The sequence below is a fragment of the Collinsella intestinalis genome, assembly GCF_902364775.2.
GTDB lineage: Bacteria > Actinomycetota > Coriobacteriia > Coriobacteriales > Coriobacteriaceae > Collinsella.
The window spans coordinates 752,022-770,464 of sequence record NZ_CABJEU020000001.1 but is presented as its reverse complement, the minus strand read 5'-3'; the positions used below and the strand labels follow the sequence as shown (position 1 = coordinate 770,464).

Below are 18,443 nucleotides of genomic sequence, written 5' to 3'. Positions count from 1 at the left end.
CGAGCCTCACGTCGACCGCACCCGTGGCCCCATTCGCATCCATGGCAACCCTCGCAACAGGCACCAGCTCCCGCCCGGTAATCGATATTCGACATATCCACCGTATCTTTGAGAGCGAGGCCGGGCTGGCGCACATCCTCCACGACGTGTCACTCACCGTGAACCCCGGAGAATTCGTGGCGATCACCGGTCCCTCAGGCTCTGGCAAATCCACGCTCATGAACATCCTCGGATGCCTGGACACCCCCACGTCGGGCACCTATCTGCTCGAGGGCCTGAACGTGGCGGAACTCACCGATGACGAGCTCGCCGAAGTTCGCGCCCTGCGCATCGGCTTCGTCTTCCAGAGCTTCAATCTGCTCCCACGCATGAGCGTGCTTGACAACGTCATGCTGCCCCTCGTCTACACCGATGTTCCCCGACGCGAACGCGAGATGCGCGCCGTCCACGCTCTGCGTTCGGTGGGCCTTCCCGTCGACCACTACGACCATCGCACGAACGAGCTCTCGGGCGGTCAGATGCAGCGCGTCGCCATCGCGCGCGCCCTTGTGAACGACCCCGCCATCATCCTGGCCGATGAGCCCACCGGCAACCTCGACTCCGTAACGGGGCGCCAGGTCATGGACACGTTCCACGCCCTCAAGCGCGCCGGCAAGACCATCGTGCTCATCACGCACGACGCGAGCGTCGCTGCCGAAGCCGACCGCGCTATCCAGATTCGCGATGGCCGCGTGTACGAAGGGGCCTATGTCCCCGCAGCAGCCACCACTGGCGTCGTTCGCGCAGCGTCCACCGACATCGCGGCGACCACGTCCTCTGCAGCAAGCGGCAGCCAATCATCACCCATGAACCCGGGAGGTGTCCTATGAGCTTTGCAGACCTCTGCCGCGAGGCATTCAGGTCGCTTGAGGCCAACAAGGGCCGCAGCCTCCTCACCATCCTCGGCATCGTAATCGGCATCGCCGCGGTCATTGCCATGACGTCGCTCATCGGCGGCGTGCGCAACGGCCTCATCAGCGGCATGGGCCTCAATGCCGCGCGCATCGTCCATATCAGCTGCGGCGAGCCGCTCTCTGAGGAAGACGTCGAAGACCTGGCACGCCTCATACCCGACTATGAGGCCATCGAAGGCACGCGCGGCAGCTATGCCGAGGTTCGCATGGGCGACAAAACGATCAACTGCGGCATCACCGGCGCCAACCCCTCATTTCTCGAGATGACAGGGGCGACCGCCAAGCTCGCCGAGGGCCGCATCTACACAGCAGCGGAAGCCGAGGCGCGATCCCGCATGGCGCTCATCGGCCGCAACGGCATCGAGGCGTTCTTCGGCAGCCCGGGCGCGGAGGCCGTTGGCAAATCCATTCAACTGCGAGGCAAGAGCTACACCGTCATCGGCGTGCTCGATGACGGCATGACCGGAACGGACTACTGCAATGTCTACCTGCCTGCGGATACGGTGAGCCAGGATTTCAGCGATGGTTGGGATTATCTAACGAGCGTCGTAGGTCTCGCCCGCGAGGGCGCGGACATCGAGTCCGTGCAGGAGCAGACCATCGAGCAGCTCGCCAAGATCAAAAGCATCCCCGACGAGAGCCGCGAAGATATGATCTGGGTCTACTCCATGAAGTCCTCCATCGACCAGCTCGACACCTTCATGATGTCCTTCCAGCTGATCATGGGCTCCGTGGCGGGAATCTCCCTGCTCGTCGGTGGTATCGGCATCATGAACATGATGCTCACCAACGTCACGGAGCGCATCCGCGAGATCGGCGTGCGCCGTGCACTGGGCGCACGCGGGCGCGACATCACGCTGCAATTCCTCACTGAAAGTGCGGCGCTCTGCGTGACGGGCGGCATCATAGGAACCATCGCGGGTTATGCCATCGCCTGGGGCCTTGCATTTGCCGCTGGTGCGTTTGGCCTGGACATGGGGTCCATGACGGGCATGGGCGGAGCGGGCGCCACGCTCACGCCGGCCATCGAGCCCGCAGCCATAGCGATTGCGGTGGGCATCTCGATGCTCATCGGCCTGATCTTTGGGTACTATCCCGCCCGTCGCGCCGCCAAGCTCGACCCCGTCGAATGCCTGAGGTACCAGTAACGGCATCCAGCCCAGGCCGCCAAAGAAGCATCCGGCCCAGGCCTCTAAAACCCTTTGGAAGTCAGTCGCTCGATTCGCCGTCCGACCCACCGCCGAGCCCCCTCTCGCAGGGGGCTCGGCCTTTTGTGCCGTAATTGCAACGGCGTATCTTAGCAAAGCGCCGAATACCTTTGGCGACACGCAAATTGACTATGAATTAGTTACGTTCAACCTCGTCAAACGGCTGATGACCATAGGCAATTTCAAAGTACGAGCCGAGAAGGGTGGCAACGGGAGGACAGCTAGGCACCGGGAGATGCACCCATATACAAAGAAAACCCCGGATTCGAAACCCGGGGATAACTCTTGGTAGCCCGTACCGGATTCGAACCGGTGATCTCCGCCTTGAGAGGGCGGCGTCCTGAACCGCTAGACGAACGGGCCATATGTAATGAGGCTCGGAGTGCCTCGGAAACTCTTGGTAGCCCGTACCGGATTCGAACCGGTGATCTCCGCCTTGAGAGGGCGGCGTCCTGAACCGCTAGACGAACGGGCCAAAAGCGACAAAACACAACACACAATGGCTGGGATGGAGGGAGTCGAACCCCCATTGACGGAACCAGAATCCGCTGTCCTGCCATTAGACGACATCCCAAAGTGATGTGCGTCATGCCTCAACGCGAGGAAATACTATACGGAAACGATTCGGTCTACGCAAGCCCCAATTTGAGAAATTTTAATTTGTGGACGAATTGCGAACGAGGTGTCCATTTTCAAGCCACGCTTCCTCAGTTGCCAGGCGCTCCACCAGCGAAGAGTCATGTGAGACCACGATCAACCCAAACCCCTCAGACTCCTGACAGTCAACCACTGCACGCCAGATCTCCTCCTGGGAAAGCAAATCGAGCGAGGCAGTCGACTCATCGCAAATGAGCACGCGCGGAGACGCCATGAGGGCGCGGACCAACGCGACGCGCATCAGCTGGCCTCCCGAGACTTCATGGGGCCGCCGGCTCAGCCACTCCCCCTCCACCGAGAAGATGCGCATCAAGTGACCGGCCCTCGGCCCGTCCACATCCCCCGCCTCGGCAAGAGACGCGCGCAAGCTCAATGCGGGATCGAACGCTTCCTCTGGGTGCTGCGAGACAAGCTGCACCGGGCACGCGCAACCCGTTCGGCGCGATCGGCCCTCTTTGAACGGACGATCTATCCGGAACGGCCGATCAACCTGAAGCGGTCGATCCACGCGGAACCGCCGACCCGCACGAAGCCCCCATCCATCGCCGATGGGCTCGCCATCCACCAGCACAGCGCCCTCGCTCGGCATGAGCTGGCCGGCCAGGACGCGGCAAAGCGTCGACTTGCCGGCGCCAGATGCACCGCGCAGCGCCAAGCGGGCACCGGGCGCAAGGTCCACGTCGACCCCCGCGAACACAGCGTCACCATTCCGACGGGCAAAAGCAAGGTCTCGAGCGACGAGCACCGACCCGTCACCATCCTGCTTGCCATAAGCGTCTCCGAGCGCCCCAGAGACCCAATTATTGTCCTCGTGGAGCCTGATCCAAGCACGACTCAATTCACGCGCATACGGGTCCCTGAGCGCCTCTGCGCGCCTGAACGCCGCAACGGATGTCTCCTCCACGACAGTCCCCTCGCGAAACACCGCCAATCGATCGGCGACGCTCAGCGCGAAATCGAGGTCATGCGTGATGAGCAGCACGCCACCACCGTCTTGGGCGAAGGCCCGAAGATCGCGCGCGGCCACGGCTGCGGACTCATCATCCATGCCCGGAGTCGGCTCATCTGCGATGAGCAACCTCGGCTCCTCCATGAGCGCGCACATGAGCAGCACGCGGCGCGCCATGCCGCCAGACAGTTCGTGCGGGTACATCCGCTCGACCACCGGCGCAAGCCCATATGCCTCGAAGAGCTCCCGCTGACGGGCCATACGGCGGCGGGCATCTTCCTTCCGCGCGCGACGGTCGGCCCCTCGGGCCTCACCACGCACCTGCTCGCCAACGCGCATCGATGGGTCGAGAGAGGAGACCCCCTGGGGGACCAGCGAGATCCCATGCCCCCGCAAGCTGCCGAGATCTCCCGGGGCGACGCGGCGCCCGTCGAACCACATCTCGCCGCTCGCAACCGCGTTTGCATCAAATAGGCCCATGAGGGCGTCGGCCAAAACCGACTTACCCGAGCCGCTCGTCCCGACAAGGGCCAGTATCTCGCCCTCATGCACCGAGAGCGTCAGATCACGCAAAACGTCGTGATACGCCCGGCGAGGACGCCAAAAGCGCGCCCGCGGGTCGTACATTCGATATGCAACCGTCAAATGTTCCACCGTCAGCAAGTGATGCGACCCCACGTGCCGGGAGTCCGCGGCATGCGTATGGTGGTGATGGTATTCTGCGGCCCCATGCGGGCCGTGCTTGATCTCGTCCACGGCGCCCCCTATTCCTGCATCGAACGCGGGTCGAGCACCGAACGGGCAAGCTCGCCCACATGCGCGAACAGCGTCACGCTCAGGGCGAGCACCGCACCGGGATACAGCGCGAGCCACCAGGCACCGGCGGTGAGATACCCCATCGCCTCGGCCAGAATCACGCCGAGCGCCGGCTCATCGGGGGACAAGCCAAAGCCGAGGAACGTGATAGACGACTCGTGCAGCACCGCATGGGGTAGCGCCAAAATCGCACCGACAAGCACCTGAGGTACAACGGCGGGAAGCAAATGCTCCACCGCGATACGGCACGCGCCGACACCGAGAGAGCGGCTCTGCGCAATATAGGGGCGCGCAAGGACGGAACGCATCTCGGCACGTAGAACGCGGGCAAGGCCGGGCCAATGCGTGAGCGCCATGCCGATCGTCACCCCCGCGAGCCCGCGCCCCGCGACGCAGCTGATGAGGATGAGTAGCACGAGATGCGGCACGGAGGACATGAGGTCGATCAAGCCCGCAACAAGCGCGTCGACGCGCGGGCCACCGATCGCAGCGGCGACCGACAGCAACAGCGCGATGACCGTGGACGCTACCGCCGCCACGAGACCGATCGAAAGCGAGGTCGCAAGACCGGCGACGGCGCGTGCGAGCATATCCCGACCAAGCTGATCCGTGCCGAAGGGGTGCTCGAAAGAGGGCGGAAGCATCTTCTGCGAAAAATCGGCGACCTGCGCGACGTCATGGACCAATCTGCCGCAAACCATAACGCAGGCGAGCACGACAAGGCCGAACAAACCGGCGCGCAGGAGGCGCGTACGATTGTCGCTCCGCGCCCGCGGGGCATGCAGCACATCCCGGGCCCCCGACTCGCGCGCATCGTGCCGGGCCCCCGAAGCGTGCAGCACGTTGCCATCACTCCGCATGGCCGACCTCCCGCCCGACGCGGGGATCGACGGCACGCGCAAGCACATCGGCAAGGAGATTGCCGGCGAACACGAGGACCGCACAGAAGAGCGCGATGCCCACGAGCAGCGGGGCGTCGCCGCCCAAACCCGCCGTGACGGCCGCCTGCCCCAACCCGGGATAGGAAAACACCTGCTCGACCAAAACCGTACCGCCAACGAGCTCGCCAATCGAGGATAGCTGCAGCGTGAGCGCCGGCAGAACGATATTGCGCAATCCGTGTCGCAACGCGATGAATCGCATAGACTCCCCGCGTGCGCGCGCAAGGCGCACGTAATCGCTTTCCATGACCTCGATCGCCTTCTCGCGCGTATGCAGTGCGATGCCGGGGGCTCCGGTCAGCGCGAGCACGAGCGCGGGCAACGCGAGGTGATGAACGCGAACGGCGAACGAAACCGTAGCCTGATCGGCACCGATGGGCATCGAAAAGCCCAAGGGGAACCATCCGAGCCACACGGAGAACACCATCAGGGCCACAATCGCGACCCAAAACGCCGGAGTCGAGCTCAGCGCCAGACACGTCCAACGGATCACGCGATCGACGCGAGAGCCCTTCGAAGCTCCGGCCGCCATGCCGAGCACCACGCCCAGAATGCCCGAAAGCGCCCAGGCGGCGAGCATGAGTGCGGCAGAACTCACAAACCGCTCCCCCACCACTGCGGGCACGGGCGCGTTGAAGCGAAGACTCGTGCCCCAATCGCCATGCAGGGCATCCACGAGCCATGTGCCGTAGCGTTCCAGCAACGGAACGCCCGCGTCCCAGTGCGCCGCAAGCTGAGCGCGTTTCGCCTCGCTCATGCCCAACAGGGCCTGCTGTCCCACATTAGCCTGAAGCGGGTCGATGGGTGACAGGGCCACGAGTGTGAACGTGGCAAAGCTGACAGCGAACATCAGCAGGGCAAATCGGACGGCCTCCCTCGCGGCGAATCGCGCCATCGCTATTTCCAGGTCCAGGACGCAACGTTGTTCAGCAGGGACCAGCCATGCCCATGCGGCTGCGCCTTGCCCTGCGGAGCCACGAGACCCACGCGCTTGAAATACAGGTGGTCGACGTTAGCGAGCCAAGCCCAGGAGGCATCTCCCTGCGGAGCGGGGCCCTCCGTCCCGTCCCACATGGCCTTCTTCCAATACTCATAGGAGGCCTCGACGTCAGTTTGAGCGAGCGCCTGGTCGAGGTACGCATCGGTGACCGCACTCTCGCGGCAGCTGTAATTACCCCAGCCGGTGGAGTAGTTGAGCTCGTACACCTCGACGGGCGCGTTGGAACCCCAGCCCCACAGGACCGGCTGCTCGAACTGATGCGGGTAGATCTCGTCCCAGCTACCGCCCTGCGGCTTCACCTCGATACCGAGCTCGGCGAGCTGATTGGCCACTTCGTGGGCCGTCGCCTGGCGAACCGAGTCATCCGAGGAATACCACAGGTCGAACGCGGCGCGCACGCCGTCGCGCTTGCGGATACCGTCGGCACCGGGCTTCCAGCCGGCCTCGTCAAGCAGGACCCTGGCCGCATCGATATCACACTCGACGCGCATATCGGGCGACGACCACGGCATGCCATCGCCCACCGAATAAGCGGGGCGACCATAGCCGTTCAACACGTTGTCAATGAGCTGCTCACGGTCGATCGCCAGGTTGATGGCGCGACGGACCGCCACGTCGCAAGTCACATCATTGCCCGTGTGGTACGCGATATCCCCCTCGAGCACGCGCGTGCCTCCCGCCGGGATGCACGGAAGCGAGATGCCCCTCGAGTCGACCGTCTTGAACGCCGTGAGCTCATAGCCGTCGAACGTGCGATCGGCGTGGGTCGCAAAGGTATAGGCGATATCCACATCGCCCTTCTGCACGGCGGCAAGCGCGGCGTCCTCGTCCATAAATACGACGATGACCCGCTCCATGACGGGCGCCTCGCCGTAATAGCCGGGGTTCGCCTCAAAGACCACCTGCTGTCCCTGATCCCACTGCTTGAGAACATAGGGACCAGATCCAATGGGACTGCGCCCGTAATCATCGCCATACAATGCCTCGGGAACGATGCCGAGTACCGCCAGGGTGTAGAGCAACGTGTTGTTCGGCTTCGAAAGATGCAGCTCCACAACCGTGTCGCTCACCGCGACGGCCCGCTCCACCATGGAAAGGTCGGCCTCAGAGGCGGGGCTCTCAATCACACCGTTGACGGTGAAGGCAACGTCGGAGGCGGTCAGGGGCTCGCCGTTCGAAAAGACCGCATCGTCGCGGATGGTGAAGGTCCACACCAGGCCGTCTGAGGAGCAGAAATACTCCGTTGCCAGATCGCCGGCGATCGAAAGGTCGTCGGCAGTGGTGACGAGCGTGGACTGGATGAGGGGCTCATGCACATGTTCGCCGCAACCCCAAGACACAAGCGGGTCAAAGCCCGCGGCGGGCTCGCTCGTGGCATTCATGGCAACGACGACTTGGCTCTTGGAAACATCGTGGGCCTGTGCCGAGCCCTGGGAAGCGGCGTCGGCACCACATCCCACCAGCGAAGCAGTCGCGGCAAGCATCGAAGCGGAAAGCAGGGAGCGGCGGGTGACGGCGCAATGCATGAGCGCCTCCCTTCTATCGGCGGCGCCTCCAATGCGGCGCCCGGAAATAATCGGCGACAATAGTACATTATCTTTGTATTCGCCGAGGTCGAAAGCGTATATGTCTCTAAAACCCCAGATACGCCAAGAGCGCCTCGCGCTCGTTGGCAACGGCCCCGACGATCGCGCCCTCGAGCGCGCGGGTGAGGGCCTCGCCGATGCGCGGGCCGGGCGCCATGCCGCACGCAATCAGATCGGAGCCGGCCAGGTCGAGCGTCTTGATGCTGTACGCCTCGCGATTCGCAAGCAACTCGCGGCACATCTCGCGCATGCGCTCGATTTCCTCGACGTAGTAAAAGCACCCCGACGCCTTGCCGAGCGTGTCGGCGCGCTTGAGATCGAATAGTTCCCCCATGAGCCGCGCCGTGTCCACGCCGGAACGCGCGAACCGTTGCATTTGGCGAAGCAGGCTGATGCGCTCGGGATCCAAGGGGCGATCATGATCGTGGATCAACAGGCTCACGTCGCGGATGAGGTCGTTTGAACACGACAGGCGACGCATGATCTTCTCAGCAAGCTTGGCACCCACCTCGGGATGCCCGTAGAAATGCCCGCGACCGCGCTCGTCAACGGTGAAGCAGTCGGGCTTGGCGATATCGTGCAAGAGCGCCGCCCACATGAGCGAAGGCGATGGAGGAGCGCTCGGATCGCCCCCGTCGATGCGGAAACGCGACAACTCACCCGCGACCGTGAGGACGCGAGCGGTATGGTCGTACACGTCGAAGGCGTGGTACGGCGTGCGCTGGTCAAAACCGCGCATGCGAGTAAGTTCGGGAATGGCGGCGCACATGAGCTCGGGATAACGGATGAGCGCGTCACCGCCATGGCGGGTGACGAGGATCCCCTCGAGCTCGATGCCGACACGCTCGCGAGCAACCTGGTCAAGCAGGGGCGCACATTCGGCAAGGGCCTGCGCCGTGGCAGGGTCCATGGCAAAATCGAGGCGGCAGGCAAAGCGCACCGCACGCAACATGCGCAGCGCGTCCTCCTCAAAACGGCGACGGGGCTCGCCCACCGCGCGGATCTGACGACGCTCCAAATCGCCGCGACCGTCGTAGCAGTCGAGCAGGCCTCGGGCGGGGTGCCAGGCCATGGCGTTCACCGTGAAATCACGACGCGCGAGGTCGTCTTCGACGCACGTTGCACGCTGAACGTTCTCCGGATGGCGGCCATCGGTGTAAAAGCCGTCGAGCCGATATGCCGTGACTTCGATGCGCTCGCCATCCACCACGGCCGTGATGCCACCGAACTTGACACCCGATTCCACGACCGCGATGCCGCAAGAACGCAGGGCAGCCGCGCTTTCCTCCCACGACCCGCTGCAACAGATGTCGATATCGTGCCCCAGGGCGCCCATCAGGGCGTCGCGTACCCAGCCGCCCACGATCCACGCCTCAAGCCCAGCTCCCTCAAGCGCAGACAAGACGGTCAAGGAAGCGGCGCTGGGCTTGGAGCCCATCAGGGTCTCACCGGCGAAAGCGATATCGGTCGAATGCTGCATGGTCCTCCTCATAGTCTGTGCCTCAGTATACCAACCCGACCCACGAGCCCCGCACCCCAAAGCGCCCAATTGGGGACAGGCAGAATTGAGACATTCGCCTGTGGGGCCCACGCGAACGGAATGTATCAATTTGCACCTGTCCCCAATTGGGACTCCCGACGCAAAAAGCCGCCGGCCCATGAATGGACCGGCGGCAATACGCATCCCAAAGGGACGATCGTTACTTGCGCTCGAGCTTGCGAACGGTGACACGCTTGGAGTACTCGTCGACACGACCGAAGTCGCCCAGGCCGACGCTCTCGGCGACGTTGGCGCCGGTGGCCATAGCGAGCTTCATGGCCTCCTCGACGTTATCGCGGTCCTTGTACCACTTGAGCAGGAACGCCGCCAGCGTGCAGTCGCCGGCGCAGACGGAGGACACGAGCTTGATGTTGAACTCGCGCTTGGCGTACCAGATGTCCTCGCCATTGGAGAAGTAGGCGTCACCACGGCTACCGCGAGTCAGAAGGACGTTCTGAACGCCCTCGTCGTGGGCCATCTTCATGGCAACGCGAACCTCGTCATCGGTGTTCACCGGGACGCCGAAGATCTCGCGCATCTCGTGGTGGTTCGGCTTGATGAGCAGCGGCTTCTTGGAAGCGAGGCTCTTCAGCTTGTCGGAAGAGAGGTCCAGGACAACATCGGCGCCGCGGGCCTGGGCGTGATCCATGACCTGGTCGAGGAAGTCCTTGGAGGCACGCGGGGGCACGGAGCCGGAAACGACCAGGCAATCCATGCCGGTGCTCGTGTCGAGGATGTTGTAGAGCTCCTCCTCATACTGAGGGGTGAGCGGGGCACCCGGATTGAGGACGCCGTACTCGTGCTCGCCATCATTGATGTAGGCGCAGATACGGGTGACGCCGTCGATCCAGACGGGGCGGCACAGGCAGCCGAGGTTCATGGTCTCCTCGACGATGAACTTGCCGGTGAAGCCACCGAAGAAGCCCAGGGCGACGGAGTCGACGCCGAACTTCTTGAGAGCGAAGGACACGTCGAGGCCCTTGCCGTTGGCGGTGTAGCTGGCGGAGTTGGCGCGGACGTTCTCATCGGGGATGAGGGTCGGGCCGGCGACCGTCATGTCGACAGCGGGATTGGCGGTCAGAGTGTAAAACATACAGCCTCCTAGGTAGACACACTGCTTTATACAGCGTAGCGCAAATTGAGGAACAATTTCGAGACCATTAGCGATAAATCGATTTATCGTCACACGCAAAGATGCCGACTGCGGCCCACCCGCGAGAGCGGACGCGCAGTCGGCAAACAAAGCCTAGCGAGCGGCAGCCTCGAGCAGCTCCTTGACCTCGGCAGCGGTGGAGCAAGCGAGCGCCTTCTCAGCGAGCTCGTCGCACTCGGCCTTGGTCCACTGGGAGATGGTCTTGCGGGCGCGCAGGATGCTCGGCGCGGACATGGAGAACTCCTCCAGGCCGAAGGAAATCAGCAGCGGCTCGAGCAGCGGATCGGCGGCAGCCTCGCCGCACATGCCAACCATGATGCCGGCCTTCACGCCGTTCTCGATGATGTTCTTGATCGAGCGGAGGACGGAAGGATAGTAGACCTGGTACAAGTTGGAGATGTGGTCGTTGCCACGGTCGGCGCACATGGTGTAGCCGATGAGATCGTTGGTGCCGATGGAGAAGAAGTCGGCCTCCTCGGCCAGCTTATCGGCGATGAGGGAGGCGGCGGGGGTCTCCATCATGACGCCGACCTCGATGTTGGCATCGTACTGGAAGCCCTCGGCCTCGAGCTCGGCCTTGCACTCCTCGACGAGAGCCTTGACGGCGCGGACCTCCTCGACGCAAGTGACGAGCGGGATCATGATCTTGACATCACCGAAGGCGCCGGCACGCAGCAGGGCGCGGAGCTGGACCTTGTACTGGTCGGCGTTCTCGAGGCAGTAGCGCACGGCGCGGAAGCCCATGAAGGGGTTCTCCTCCTTCTCCATGTGGAGGTAGGGGATCTCCTTGTCGCCGCCCACGTCGAGCGTACGGATGATGACCGGAGCGCCCTTGAGGGCCGTGGCGACCTTGCGGTAAGCCTGGAACTGCTCCTCCTCGCTCGGGAGCTCGGTGGCGTCCATGAACAGGAACTCGGAGCGGAACAGACCGATGGCCTCGCAGTCGTGGTCGAGGGCGTTGGCGACATCCTCAGGGCTGCCGATGTTGCAGGCGAGGATCTTCTTGATGCCGTCGGCGGTGACGGTCTCCTTGCCGCGGAAGGCCTCGAGAGCGGCCTTCTCCTCAGCGAAGGCCTGGGCCTTGGCCTGGTAGTCGGCCATGACGGAGTCCTCGGGCTCGGCGATGACGACGCCCTTGGAGCCGTCGACGATGACGGTCATGCCGTTGCGCAGCGCGGAGCAGCTGTTTGCCACGGACAGGACGGCCGGGATCTCCAGCGCGCGGGCGATGATGGCGGAGTGGGAGGTACGGCCACCAGTCTCGGTGACGATGCCGGCGACATGCTCCTTGTCGATGGTCGCGGTCATGGACGGAGTCAGGTCATGCACGACGACGACGGTGTTCTCGGGCAGGACGGAGAGGTCGACGACCTGGACGCCCAGCAGCTCGGCGAGGATGCCGGTGCGGATGTCGGCGATGTCGGCGGCGCGGAGGCGGAACATCTCATCGTCCATGGAGAGGAACATGTTCTCGAACATGGTGGAAGCGTCCACCAGGGCCTGCTCGGCGCAAGCGCCGCCATCGATGGCGCCGTTAATCGCGTCCGTCATGCCCGGATCCTGGGCGAGGATGATGTGACCGGCCATGATCTCGGCCTCGTTCTCACCCACGGCGACCTTCATGTGATCGGCCTGGGCCTGGGTCTTCTCGCAGAAGACGGCCAGAGCAGCCTGGTAGCGCTCCTTCTCGGCGGCGGTGTCGGACACCTCGCGGGGCTCGAAGGTCAGGTCGGGATCGACGGCCACCATGACGGTACCGATGCCGATGCCCTCAGAAGCGTTAACTCCCTGGTACATTACGTTTCCTCTCTCCTATTCCCCATCCGTGCGCACGGGGAACAAAAACACAGGCGCCCACGTATCGCGAGGACGCCTGCCAATCTACACCTATGAGATTAGATGTTTGCCATCAAGACAAGGCTCACGCGCGAACTACTCGCCCAGACCGCTCTTGATGAGCTCGATGGCGGCCGCGAGGGCCTCCTTCTCGTCAGCACCGTCGCACTTGACCTCGACCTCGGTGCCGCAAGGGATGCCGGCGGCCATGAGGGCCATCGGGGACTTGCCGTTGACCTCCTTGTCGGGGGCGACAACGGTGACCTCGGAGGCGAACTTGCCCATGGTGGAGGCGAAGAGGCCGGCGGGACGCATGTGGAGACCCTGCGGGTTAACGAGCGTAGCCTTATCAGAAACCATAACTGACTCCTTTAGTGTGGCACGAGCGGCAAAACCGAACGTGCTCATAAACACGACGGTTCCATTGTAATACGTTTGAGCAAAATTGGGGAGTGAGTTTGAAAGCAGATGGGAAAGTGCCCCTTGCACCTGCCCGTGAAACTGGGCTATAAGCGTGACAACCATGCACTGCGCTGATATATCGCAAGGATTCCATTTTTAATGCCGAGTCAGTTATAATGAGAAGCATATGCGCCATTAGCTCAGCTGGATAGAGCACCGGACTTCTAATCCGATGGTCGAGGGTTCGAATCCCCCATGGCGCACCACCGCAATCTTCGCCCGAGCCTCTCCGCGATGCTCGGGCACTTGCTATCACACGCTTGATTCGGAGCTCCTCGATATGGACATCGCAACGCGTCCCGCGACAATCTCAATCGTCGTACCATGCTTCAACGAGCGCGAGAGCCTCCCCATCTTTTTGACCGAGCTCTCACGTGTCTCCTCCTTGTTCAAAGACTCGACCCCCCCCCCGCCTGAATTTGAGGTAATTCTCGTCGATGACGGCTCGACAGATGGAACCCTCGACATCATAAAAGAGCAGGCCAAGGTCCATAGCGAAGACTTCACTGTCAGATGGATCTCGTTCTCGCGCAACTTCGGCAAGGAGGCGGCGTTGTTCGCCGGACTCTCCCGAGCATCCGGGGACTTCGTCGCCACCATGGACGCCGACATGCAAGATCCCCCTTCCCTTCTGCCCCAAATGTACGAGATTCTCGCGACCGAGGATTACGACAGCGTCGCCACGCGCCGCACGAACCGCGAGGGCGAACCTCCCATCCGGTCCTTTTTCGCGAGGATGTTCTACCGCATCATCAATCGAATATCCAAAGCCGACATCGTTGATGGCGCTCGGGATTTCAGGCTCATGAGCCGGCCGATGGTAAATGCCATCCTCTCGATGCCCGAGTACAACCGGTTTTCCAAGGGCATCTACGGATGGGTGGGGTTCAAGACCAAGTGGCTTCCCTATGTGAATGTGCAACGCGTCGCCGGTGAGACGAAGTGGAATTTCTTCTCCCTGCTGCTCTATTCCATCGATGGGATCGTCGCCTTCTCGACCGTTCCGCTCTCCGTCGCGTCCATCATGGGCACCGTCTTTTGCCTCATCGCATTCATAGCACTCATATTCATCATCGTGAGGGCCCTTGTATTCGGAGATCCGGTGCAGGGCTGGCCCTCGCTCGCCTCGATCATCATTTTCATTGGCGGAATACAGCTGCTATGCCTGGGAATCATGGGGCAATATCTCGCGAAAACCTATCTTGAAACCAAACGCCGCCCTCTTTATGTAATCAAGGAGACCAGCGATGAAGAATAAGACGGCCGAGTCGATCACCCATTCGAAGAACAAGGTCGCCTCGAGGTTGAAAACCGTATTCTTTTGGTCGGCATGCGCACTCGCACCCATCGTCATGATTTGCGCCCTGTGCGCATGGGGTGGAATATACCCCTTTGGACCCGAGTCTTTTTTAACCGAGGACCTTAAATACCAGTACATCGATTTCTTCACCTGGTATCGCAAGGTCCTTACGGGCGAGGCAAATATATTTTACAGCTTCGCCCAGGGCTTGGGGTCAAATACCTGGGGTCTTTACAGCTACTACCTCGCAAGCCCGTTCAATCTGATTATTCTCCTGTTCGATGAGGACAGCCTCACACTCGCGATTTTCATCATAGTCGCCCTCAAGCTTGCATCCATGAACGTAACGGCGACATGGTTTCTCAAGCGGCGCTTTGGGCTCACAGACACATGGTCGATCATCCTCGCGCTCTGTTACACCTGGTCGACCTGGAGCGTAACCAATCTGCGCAACCCGCTTTGGCTGGACGCCCTCATCATCCTGCCCCTCGCGGCCTGGGCGTGCTGGCGCCTCATTCGCAGGGGATCGTTCATCCCGCTCGCCGTGCTCATTGCCATCGACGTCATTTGTTGCTGGTACATGGCCTATATAACCCTGGTGTTTCTGTGCCTGTTCGTGCTGTTCGAGCTCGCGGTCTACCTCTTCGATGGCAACGAGGTGGACCGGCGCTGGGTGCTTGGGCGAGCCTGGAGATTTACCGGAGCGGTATTTCTCGGGCTCGGCCTCGCCGCATGGACCTTTGTACCGACAATCCTGGCAATGCTCGGAGGAACGGGATCCAAGGGAATCTCGCCGTTCGTCACGTATCCCACCTCCCTTATACGCGGATTCCTGCCCTGCGCATGGAATCTGAACCGTGTTCCCCAGTTCTACACCAGCATCATCCCGCTCGCCCTGGCTCTCGCGGCCCTGGGCAGCCGTCGCATCCCGCGCAAGACGCGCGCGTTGCTGTTCTGCTTTGCGGGATTGCTCGCGGCGGCGTCGGTCTTCGGACATCTTGAATTCATCTGGTGCGGCATGCGCGTCCCCAACGGGTTCTATTCGCGCACCGCGTTTCTGCTCGGGTTCCTCGAGATCTGGGCAGCTGGTCTCTACCTCTCACGCCGCACGTCGCCCGATCCCCGGGCGCAATCGGGTGCGCACTACGAGCCGACCCGTCGCCGGCATGCGGCGAAGCGACGACTCAGCCAACCCTGGATCCACCTGGCGATAGGCGCCCTCGCGCTCGTCGACCTCACGCTGAACGCGCACGCCTGCATGAAACAGCTCTATGTCGGCTATCCCCAAGACGCCCATGAGGCGTACATCGCAGAGTCGAGCGAGCAGATAACACGTCTCAAGGAAATCGACCCGAGCCCGTTCTGGCGCCTCGATAAGACCTACAACCGCATGGGAGCGGCGTTCAACGAGGGCATCTCTCTAGGCTTTTGCCAGCTCTCGACCTACTCTTCCGCGAACAGCCCGCATGCCGTCGCGCTGCTCAACAGCGTGGGTTACAGCAGTGAAGGCGAGTTCTCGAGCGTGTACGCCGCCCCCAACCTGTTCATGGACAGCATCCTTGGCGTCCGATATGCGTCGACTTGGGGCACTCCGGCCGGGTACGTCCCCATGGATGTGGAACCCTCGCAAAACGGAGCAACCTTCTCCCGCAACCCCTATGCGCTCTCGTTCGGGCTTCCCTCCGCCGCGAGCGCGGGAGAACTCGCCGCGCCGCTCGCAGGCGGCAACCCCTTCGAACGCATGAATGACCTTGCCCGACGACTGACGGGTGAAGACGTTCAGCTGTTCACCGAACTCGAGGCCAACGTCAACCGAAGCGATTCTGACCATTTAGCCTGGGAGGTCTCCGTCCCCGCGGGCGCCATCGGATACGCCTATGTTCTCAAAGGCCCGGATGCAGGCAGCTACCAGCCCGTTCAGCTGACAATCGACCAGCAGGTCATCGCACAGGAGGGGTGGCGTTTTGGAAACAACGTCCGGGAGCTGAACGCACCCGTTGAAAACGAGTCTTCAATACACCGCGTTGCGATCGATCCCGCAGAGGGCGCCGAGGGCGTTCCCGCGGGCACGGATTGCATCTTCTACGCACTCGACATGGACGTGTTCGATACGCTCGTGACGGCTCTGCGCGGGACGCAGTTCGAACCCTCGTCATTCGAGGACGGATGGGTGGCGGGGACGTACCGCACCGACCAGCCAGCAACCCTCCTGCTCTCCATGCCCTATGACCGGGGATGGACTATCGTGATCGACGGGCAGCCGACCGAACTGCTCCCAGCCCTCGATGAGGGGATGAGCGCCATCCAGGTCGACGAGGGCGAGCATCGGATCGAGATGAGCTACCGCTCACCCGGCCTCACCGTCGGCTGCACGATAAGCGCGCTGTCGCTCTTCGCGCTGATCGCCTGCGCAATGCGGTCCATCAGCGCGAAGAGGTCTTAGGCTCGAAGTTTCTGGGCGCGAACCACCGCGGCATCCCACATGCGCATCCACCCCGGGACGGCGAGCAGGACGAAGTAGGGAGCGAAGAGGAAGACGTAACGCGCCCGCGCCTCGAAGACAAGTAGGAAGACCATGAGCATGAGCAGGGAGAGCTGCACGGCCGCCCTTCGGCCACCGCCGCACCGTGGGGCGGCGACACAGCCGATTAGCGTTGCAATCCAACACACCTGGCAAAACACCTCGTACTCCAAGCCGCTACCGGGCCGCGCGCCCACCTCGCCTGTGCCGTACCAGTCTTGCACGACACCGATACGCCCCCCCTGTTGGAGATAGAAGTCGCCCTCACATTCCCAGGCGAAGGTGCCGTCCGCAAAGTTCGTCAGGGCCTTGCGAAGCCCCAGGGACGCGACGCCCGCGGGACCCATCTCCTGAACTCGCCGGACCCATCGCTCGATATTCGCGCGTGAACGCTCCCGCGGGCAATCGAAGGAATACGAATACTCGACATCATCTAGGGAGTAACCGCCCCCGGCGGCATCGTTCGCACCCATCATGAGAAAGTGCGTCATCGAGAACGCCCGATCGGGATCGGCGTCAAAACTCCAGGCCTTAACGGCAGAGCAGCCACACCAAAGCGCCACGGCAAACAACACGGACGCGCCCGCAGCGGCAGCGATACCACGCGCCTTGGCCCCATCCAGACCATTCGCTCGCCACTCCCCCAAGGTGCGGAAAGCGCGAGGAACCATAAGCAAAACGACGGCTAATACCGGGAACACGATGGTCGGCTTAATCATGTACCCCACCACGGTGAACGCCGTCATTCCCGCCGCGCGACGCAAGGGAGTTCGAGCGCACACATAGCAACACAAAATCGCCGATGTGAAGAACATCCCGATCGAATCCGAATACGGGACCATGATCCAACCGTTCAAACCGAGATAGGCGAAGGCGATGGGAGCGAACACGAGCGCGCCGCGCGGTCCCCAGAGCTCGCGAGCCACGCACAAGCACACTGCAAGAGCGATCGTCACACAGAGGCAGCCGACCGCCGCCAAGACGGGATATGAGGATACGCCGAGGGCCCCGCACGCCATATCGACGGCGGAAAAGAGCGCATAGAGAAACAATTGATTGGGGTAGCCGCCAAAATACACGCTTGACTCGGAGAGATAGTCCCCGTGCGTATAGGCTCTCGGCAAGGTGAGCCACCACACATCCCAGCCGGTACTGAAGCGCGCGCCGATGAGCACGAACGCCTGACATACGAGCAGCACAGCGACGAACCCCAGCACAAAACGCTTGAAGACCCGGTCATCTCTCAAATCAACGTCGAATCGGCGCAACACCGCGGTAGTGAAAAGGCCCAGCGCCAACGGCACCGTGAGCGAGGCGGCGGCCAAAAGCCACGAGCCATCCACAAGCCACTCCTTGCGGCAAAGATACGCAGCCGATGGGGCGACCGCCACAATCAGAAAGACGATGCCGATTGCGGCGACCTTGAACGTCATGTGCACAGCTCGGTCGAGCAGCGTGTCGCGCCCGAATTCGCTTTCGTTACCGTTTCCGATTACAGACAAGAGCGCCCCCTGACGATCG

Annotated in this window: 13 protein-coding genes and 4 tRNA genes; 5 read left to right on the top strand and 12 right to left on the bottom strand. The window is 62.4% G+C overall.

All coding sequences use genetic code 11. From position 1 onward, the window contains the following. Nucleotides 1-41 precede the first annotated feature (41 nt). Both FY258_RS03295 and FY258_RS03290 read left to right on the top strand, forming a co-directional pair. Nucleotides 42-869: an ABC transporter ATP-binding protein gene (locus FY258_RS03295; protein ID WP_259324463.1), complete on the top strand. Its 828-nt coding sequence runs from the start codon at nucleotides 42-44 to the stop codon at nucleotides 867-869. Next, nucleotides 866-2,101: an ABC transporter permease gene (locus tag FY258_RS03290; protein WP_118103084.1), complete on the top strand. Its 1,236-nt coding sequence runs from the start codon at nucleotides 866-868 to the stop codon at nucleotides 2,099-2,101. Before FY258_RS03295 ends, FY258_RS03290 begins: the two co-directional genes overlap by 4 nt. Nucleotides 2,102-2,447: 346 nt before the next feature. Here the strand turns inward: FY258_RS03290 and FY258_RS03285 are convergent. From FY258_RS03285 to FY258_RS03235, 11 genes are all read right to left on the bottom strand, one after another. After that, a tRNA-Glu gene (locus FY258_RS03285) sits at nucleotides 2,448-2,524 on the bottom strand. 35 nt (nucleotides 2,525-2,559) lie between these two features. Then, a tRNA-Glu gene (locus FY258_RS03280) sits at nucleotides 2,560-2,636 on the bottom strand. A 25-nt stretch (nucleotides 2,637-2,661) separates the two neighbouring features. Beyond that, nucleotides 2,662-2,735, bottom strand: a tRNA-Gln gene (locus tag FY258_RS03275). A gap of 81 nt (nucleotides 2,736-2,816) precedes the next feature. Beyond that, nucleotides 2,817-4,412, bottom strand: coding sequence for an ABC transporter ATP-binding protein (locus FY258_RS03270; protein ID WP_182279396.1), 1,596 nt, complete (start codon nucleotides 4,410-4,412; stop codon nucleotides 2,817-2,819). Between the two features lie 119 nt (nucleotides 4,413-4,531). Beyond that, a complete protein-coding gene (locus FY258_RS03265) occupies nucleotides 4,532-5,173 on the bottom strand; it encodes an ABC transporter permease (protein WP_259324426.1) in 642 nt (213 codons plus the stop codon). 259 nt (nucleotides 5,174-5,432) lie between these two features. Continuing rightward, on the bottom strand, nucleotides 5,433-6,419 hold the full coding sequence (locus tag FY258_RS03260) for an ABC transporter permease (protein WP_118103082.1): 987 nt from the start codon (nucleotides 6,417-6,419) through the stop codon (nucleotides 5,433-5,435). Nucleotides 6,420-6,421: 2 nt separating this feature from the next. Continuing rightward, nucleotides 6,422-8,050, bottom strand: coding sequence for an ABC transporter substrate-binding protein (locus FY258_RS03255; protein ID WP_118103080.1), 1,629 nt, complete (start codon nucleotides 8,048-8,050; stop codon nucleotides 6,422-6,424). A 106-nt stretch (nucleotides 8,051-8,156) separates the two neighbouring features. Next, a complete protein-coding gene (locus FY258_RS03250) occupies nucleotides 8,157-9,590 on the bottom strand; it encodes a CCA tRNA nucleotidyltransferase (RefSeq protein ID WP_259324425.1) in 1,434 nt (477 codons plus the stop codon). A 220-nt stretch (nucleotides 9,591-9,810) separates the two neighbouring features. Then, nucleotides 9,811-10,743: a 1-phosphofructokinase family hexose kinase gene (locus tag FY258_RS03245; RefSeq protein ID WP_118103076.1), complete on the bottom strand. Its 933-nt coding sequence runs from the start codon at nucleotides 10,741-10,743 to the stop codon at nucleotides 9,811-9,813. A 153-nt stretch (nucleotides 10,744-10,896) separates the two neighbouring features. Continuing rightward, a complete protein-coding gene (ptsP, locus tag FY258_RS03240) occupies nucleotides 10,897-12,600 on the bottom strand; it encodes a phosphoenolpyruvate--protein phosphotransferase (RefSeq protein WP_118103074.1) in 1,704 nt (567 codons plus the stop codon). A 135-nt stretch (nucleotides 12,601-12,735) separates the two neighbouring features. Next, entirely contained in the window at nucleotides 12,736-12,999 is a 264-nt protein-coding gene (locus FY258_RS03235; protein WP_039910275.1) for an HPr family phosphocarrier protein, read from the bottom strand. Nucleotides 13,000-13,230: 231 nt separating this feature from the next. Here FY258_RS03235 and FY258_RS03230 point away from each other — a divergent pair. From FY258_RS03230 to FY258_RS03220, 3 genes are all read left to right on the top strand, one after another. Next, nucleotides 13,231-13,307: transfer RNA gene (locus FY258_RS03230), tRNA-Arg, on the top strand. Between the two features lie 74 nt (nucleotides 13,308-13,381). Then, entirely contained in the window at nucleotides 13,382-14,359 is a 978-nt protein-coding gene (locus FY258_RS03225; RefSeq protein WP_118103996.1) for a glycosyltransferase family 2 protein, read from the top strand. Beyond that, nucleotides 14,349-16,844, top strand: a complete 2,496-nt coding sequence (locus FY258_RS03220) for a YfhO family protein (protein ID WP_259324424.1) — start codon at nucleotides 14,349-14,351, stop codon at nucleotides 16,842-16,844. The genes FY258_RS03225 and FY258_RS03220 overlap by 11 nt, the downstream gene beginning before the upstream one ends. Here FY258_RS03220 and FY258_RS03215 read toward each other — a convergent pair. Then, entirely contained in the window at nucleotides 16,841-18,424 is a 1,584-nt protein-coding gene (locus FY258_RS03215; protein WP_118103072.1) for a glycosyltransferase-like membrane protein, read from the bottom strand. The two genes, FY258_RS03220 and FY258_RS03215, sit on opposite strands and share 4 nt — an antisense overlap. Nucleotides 18,425-18,443: the final 19 nt, after the last annotated feature.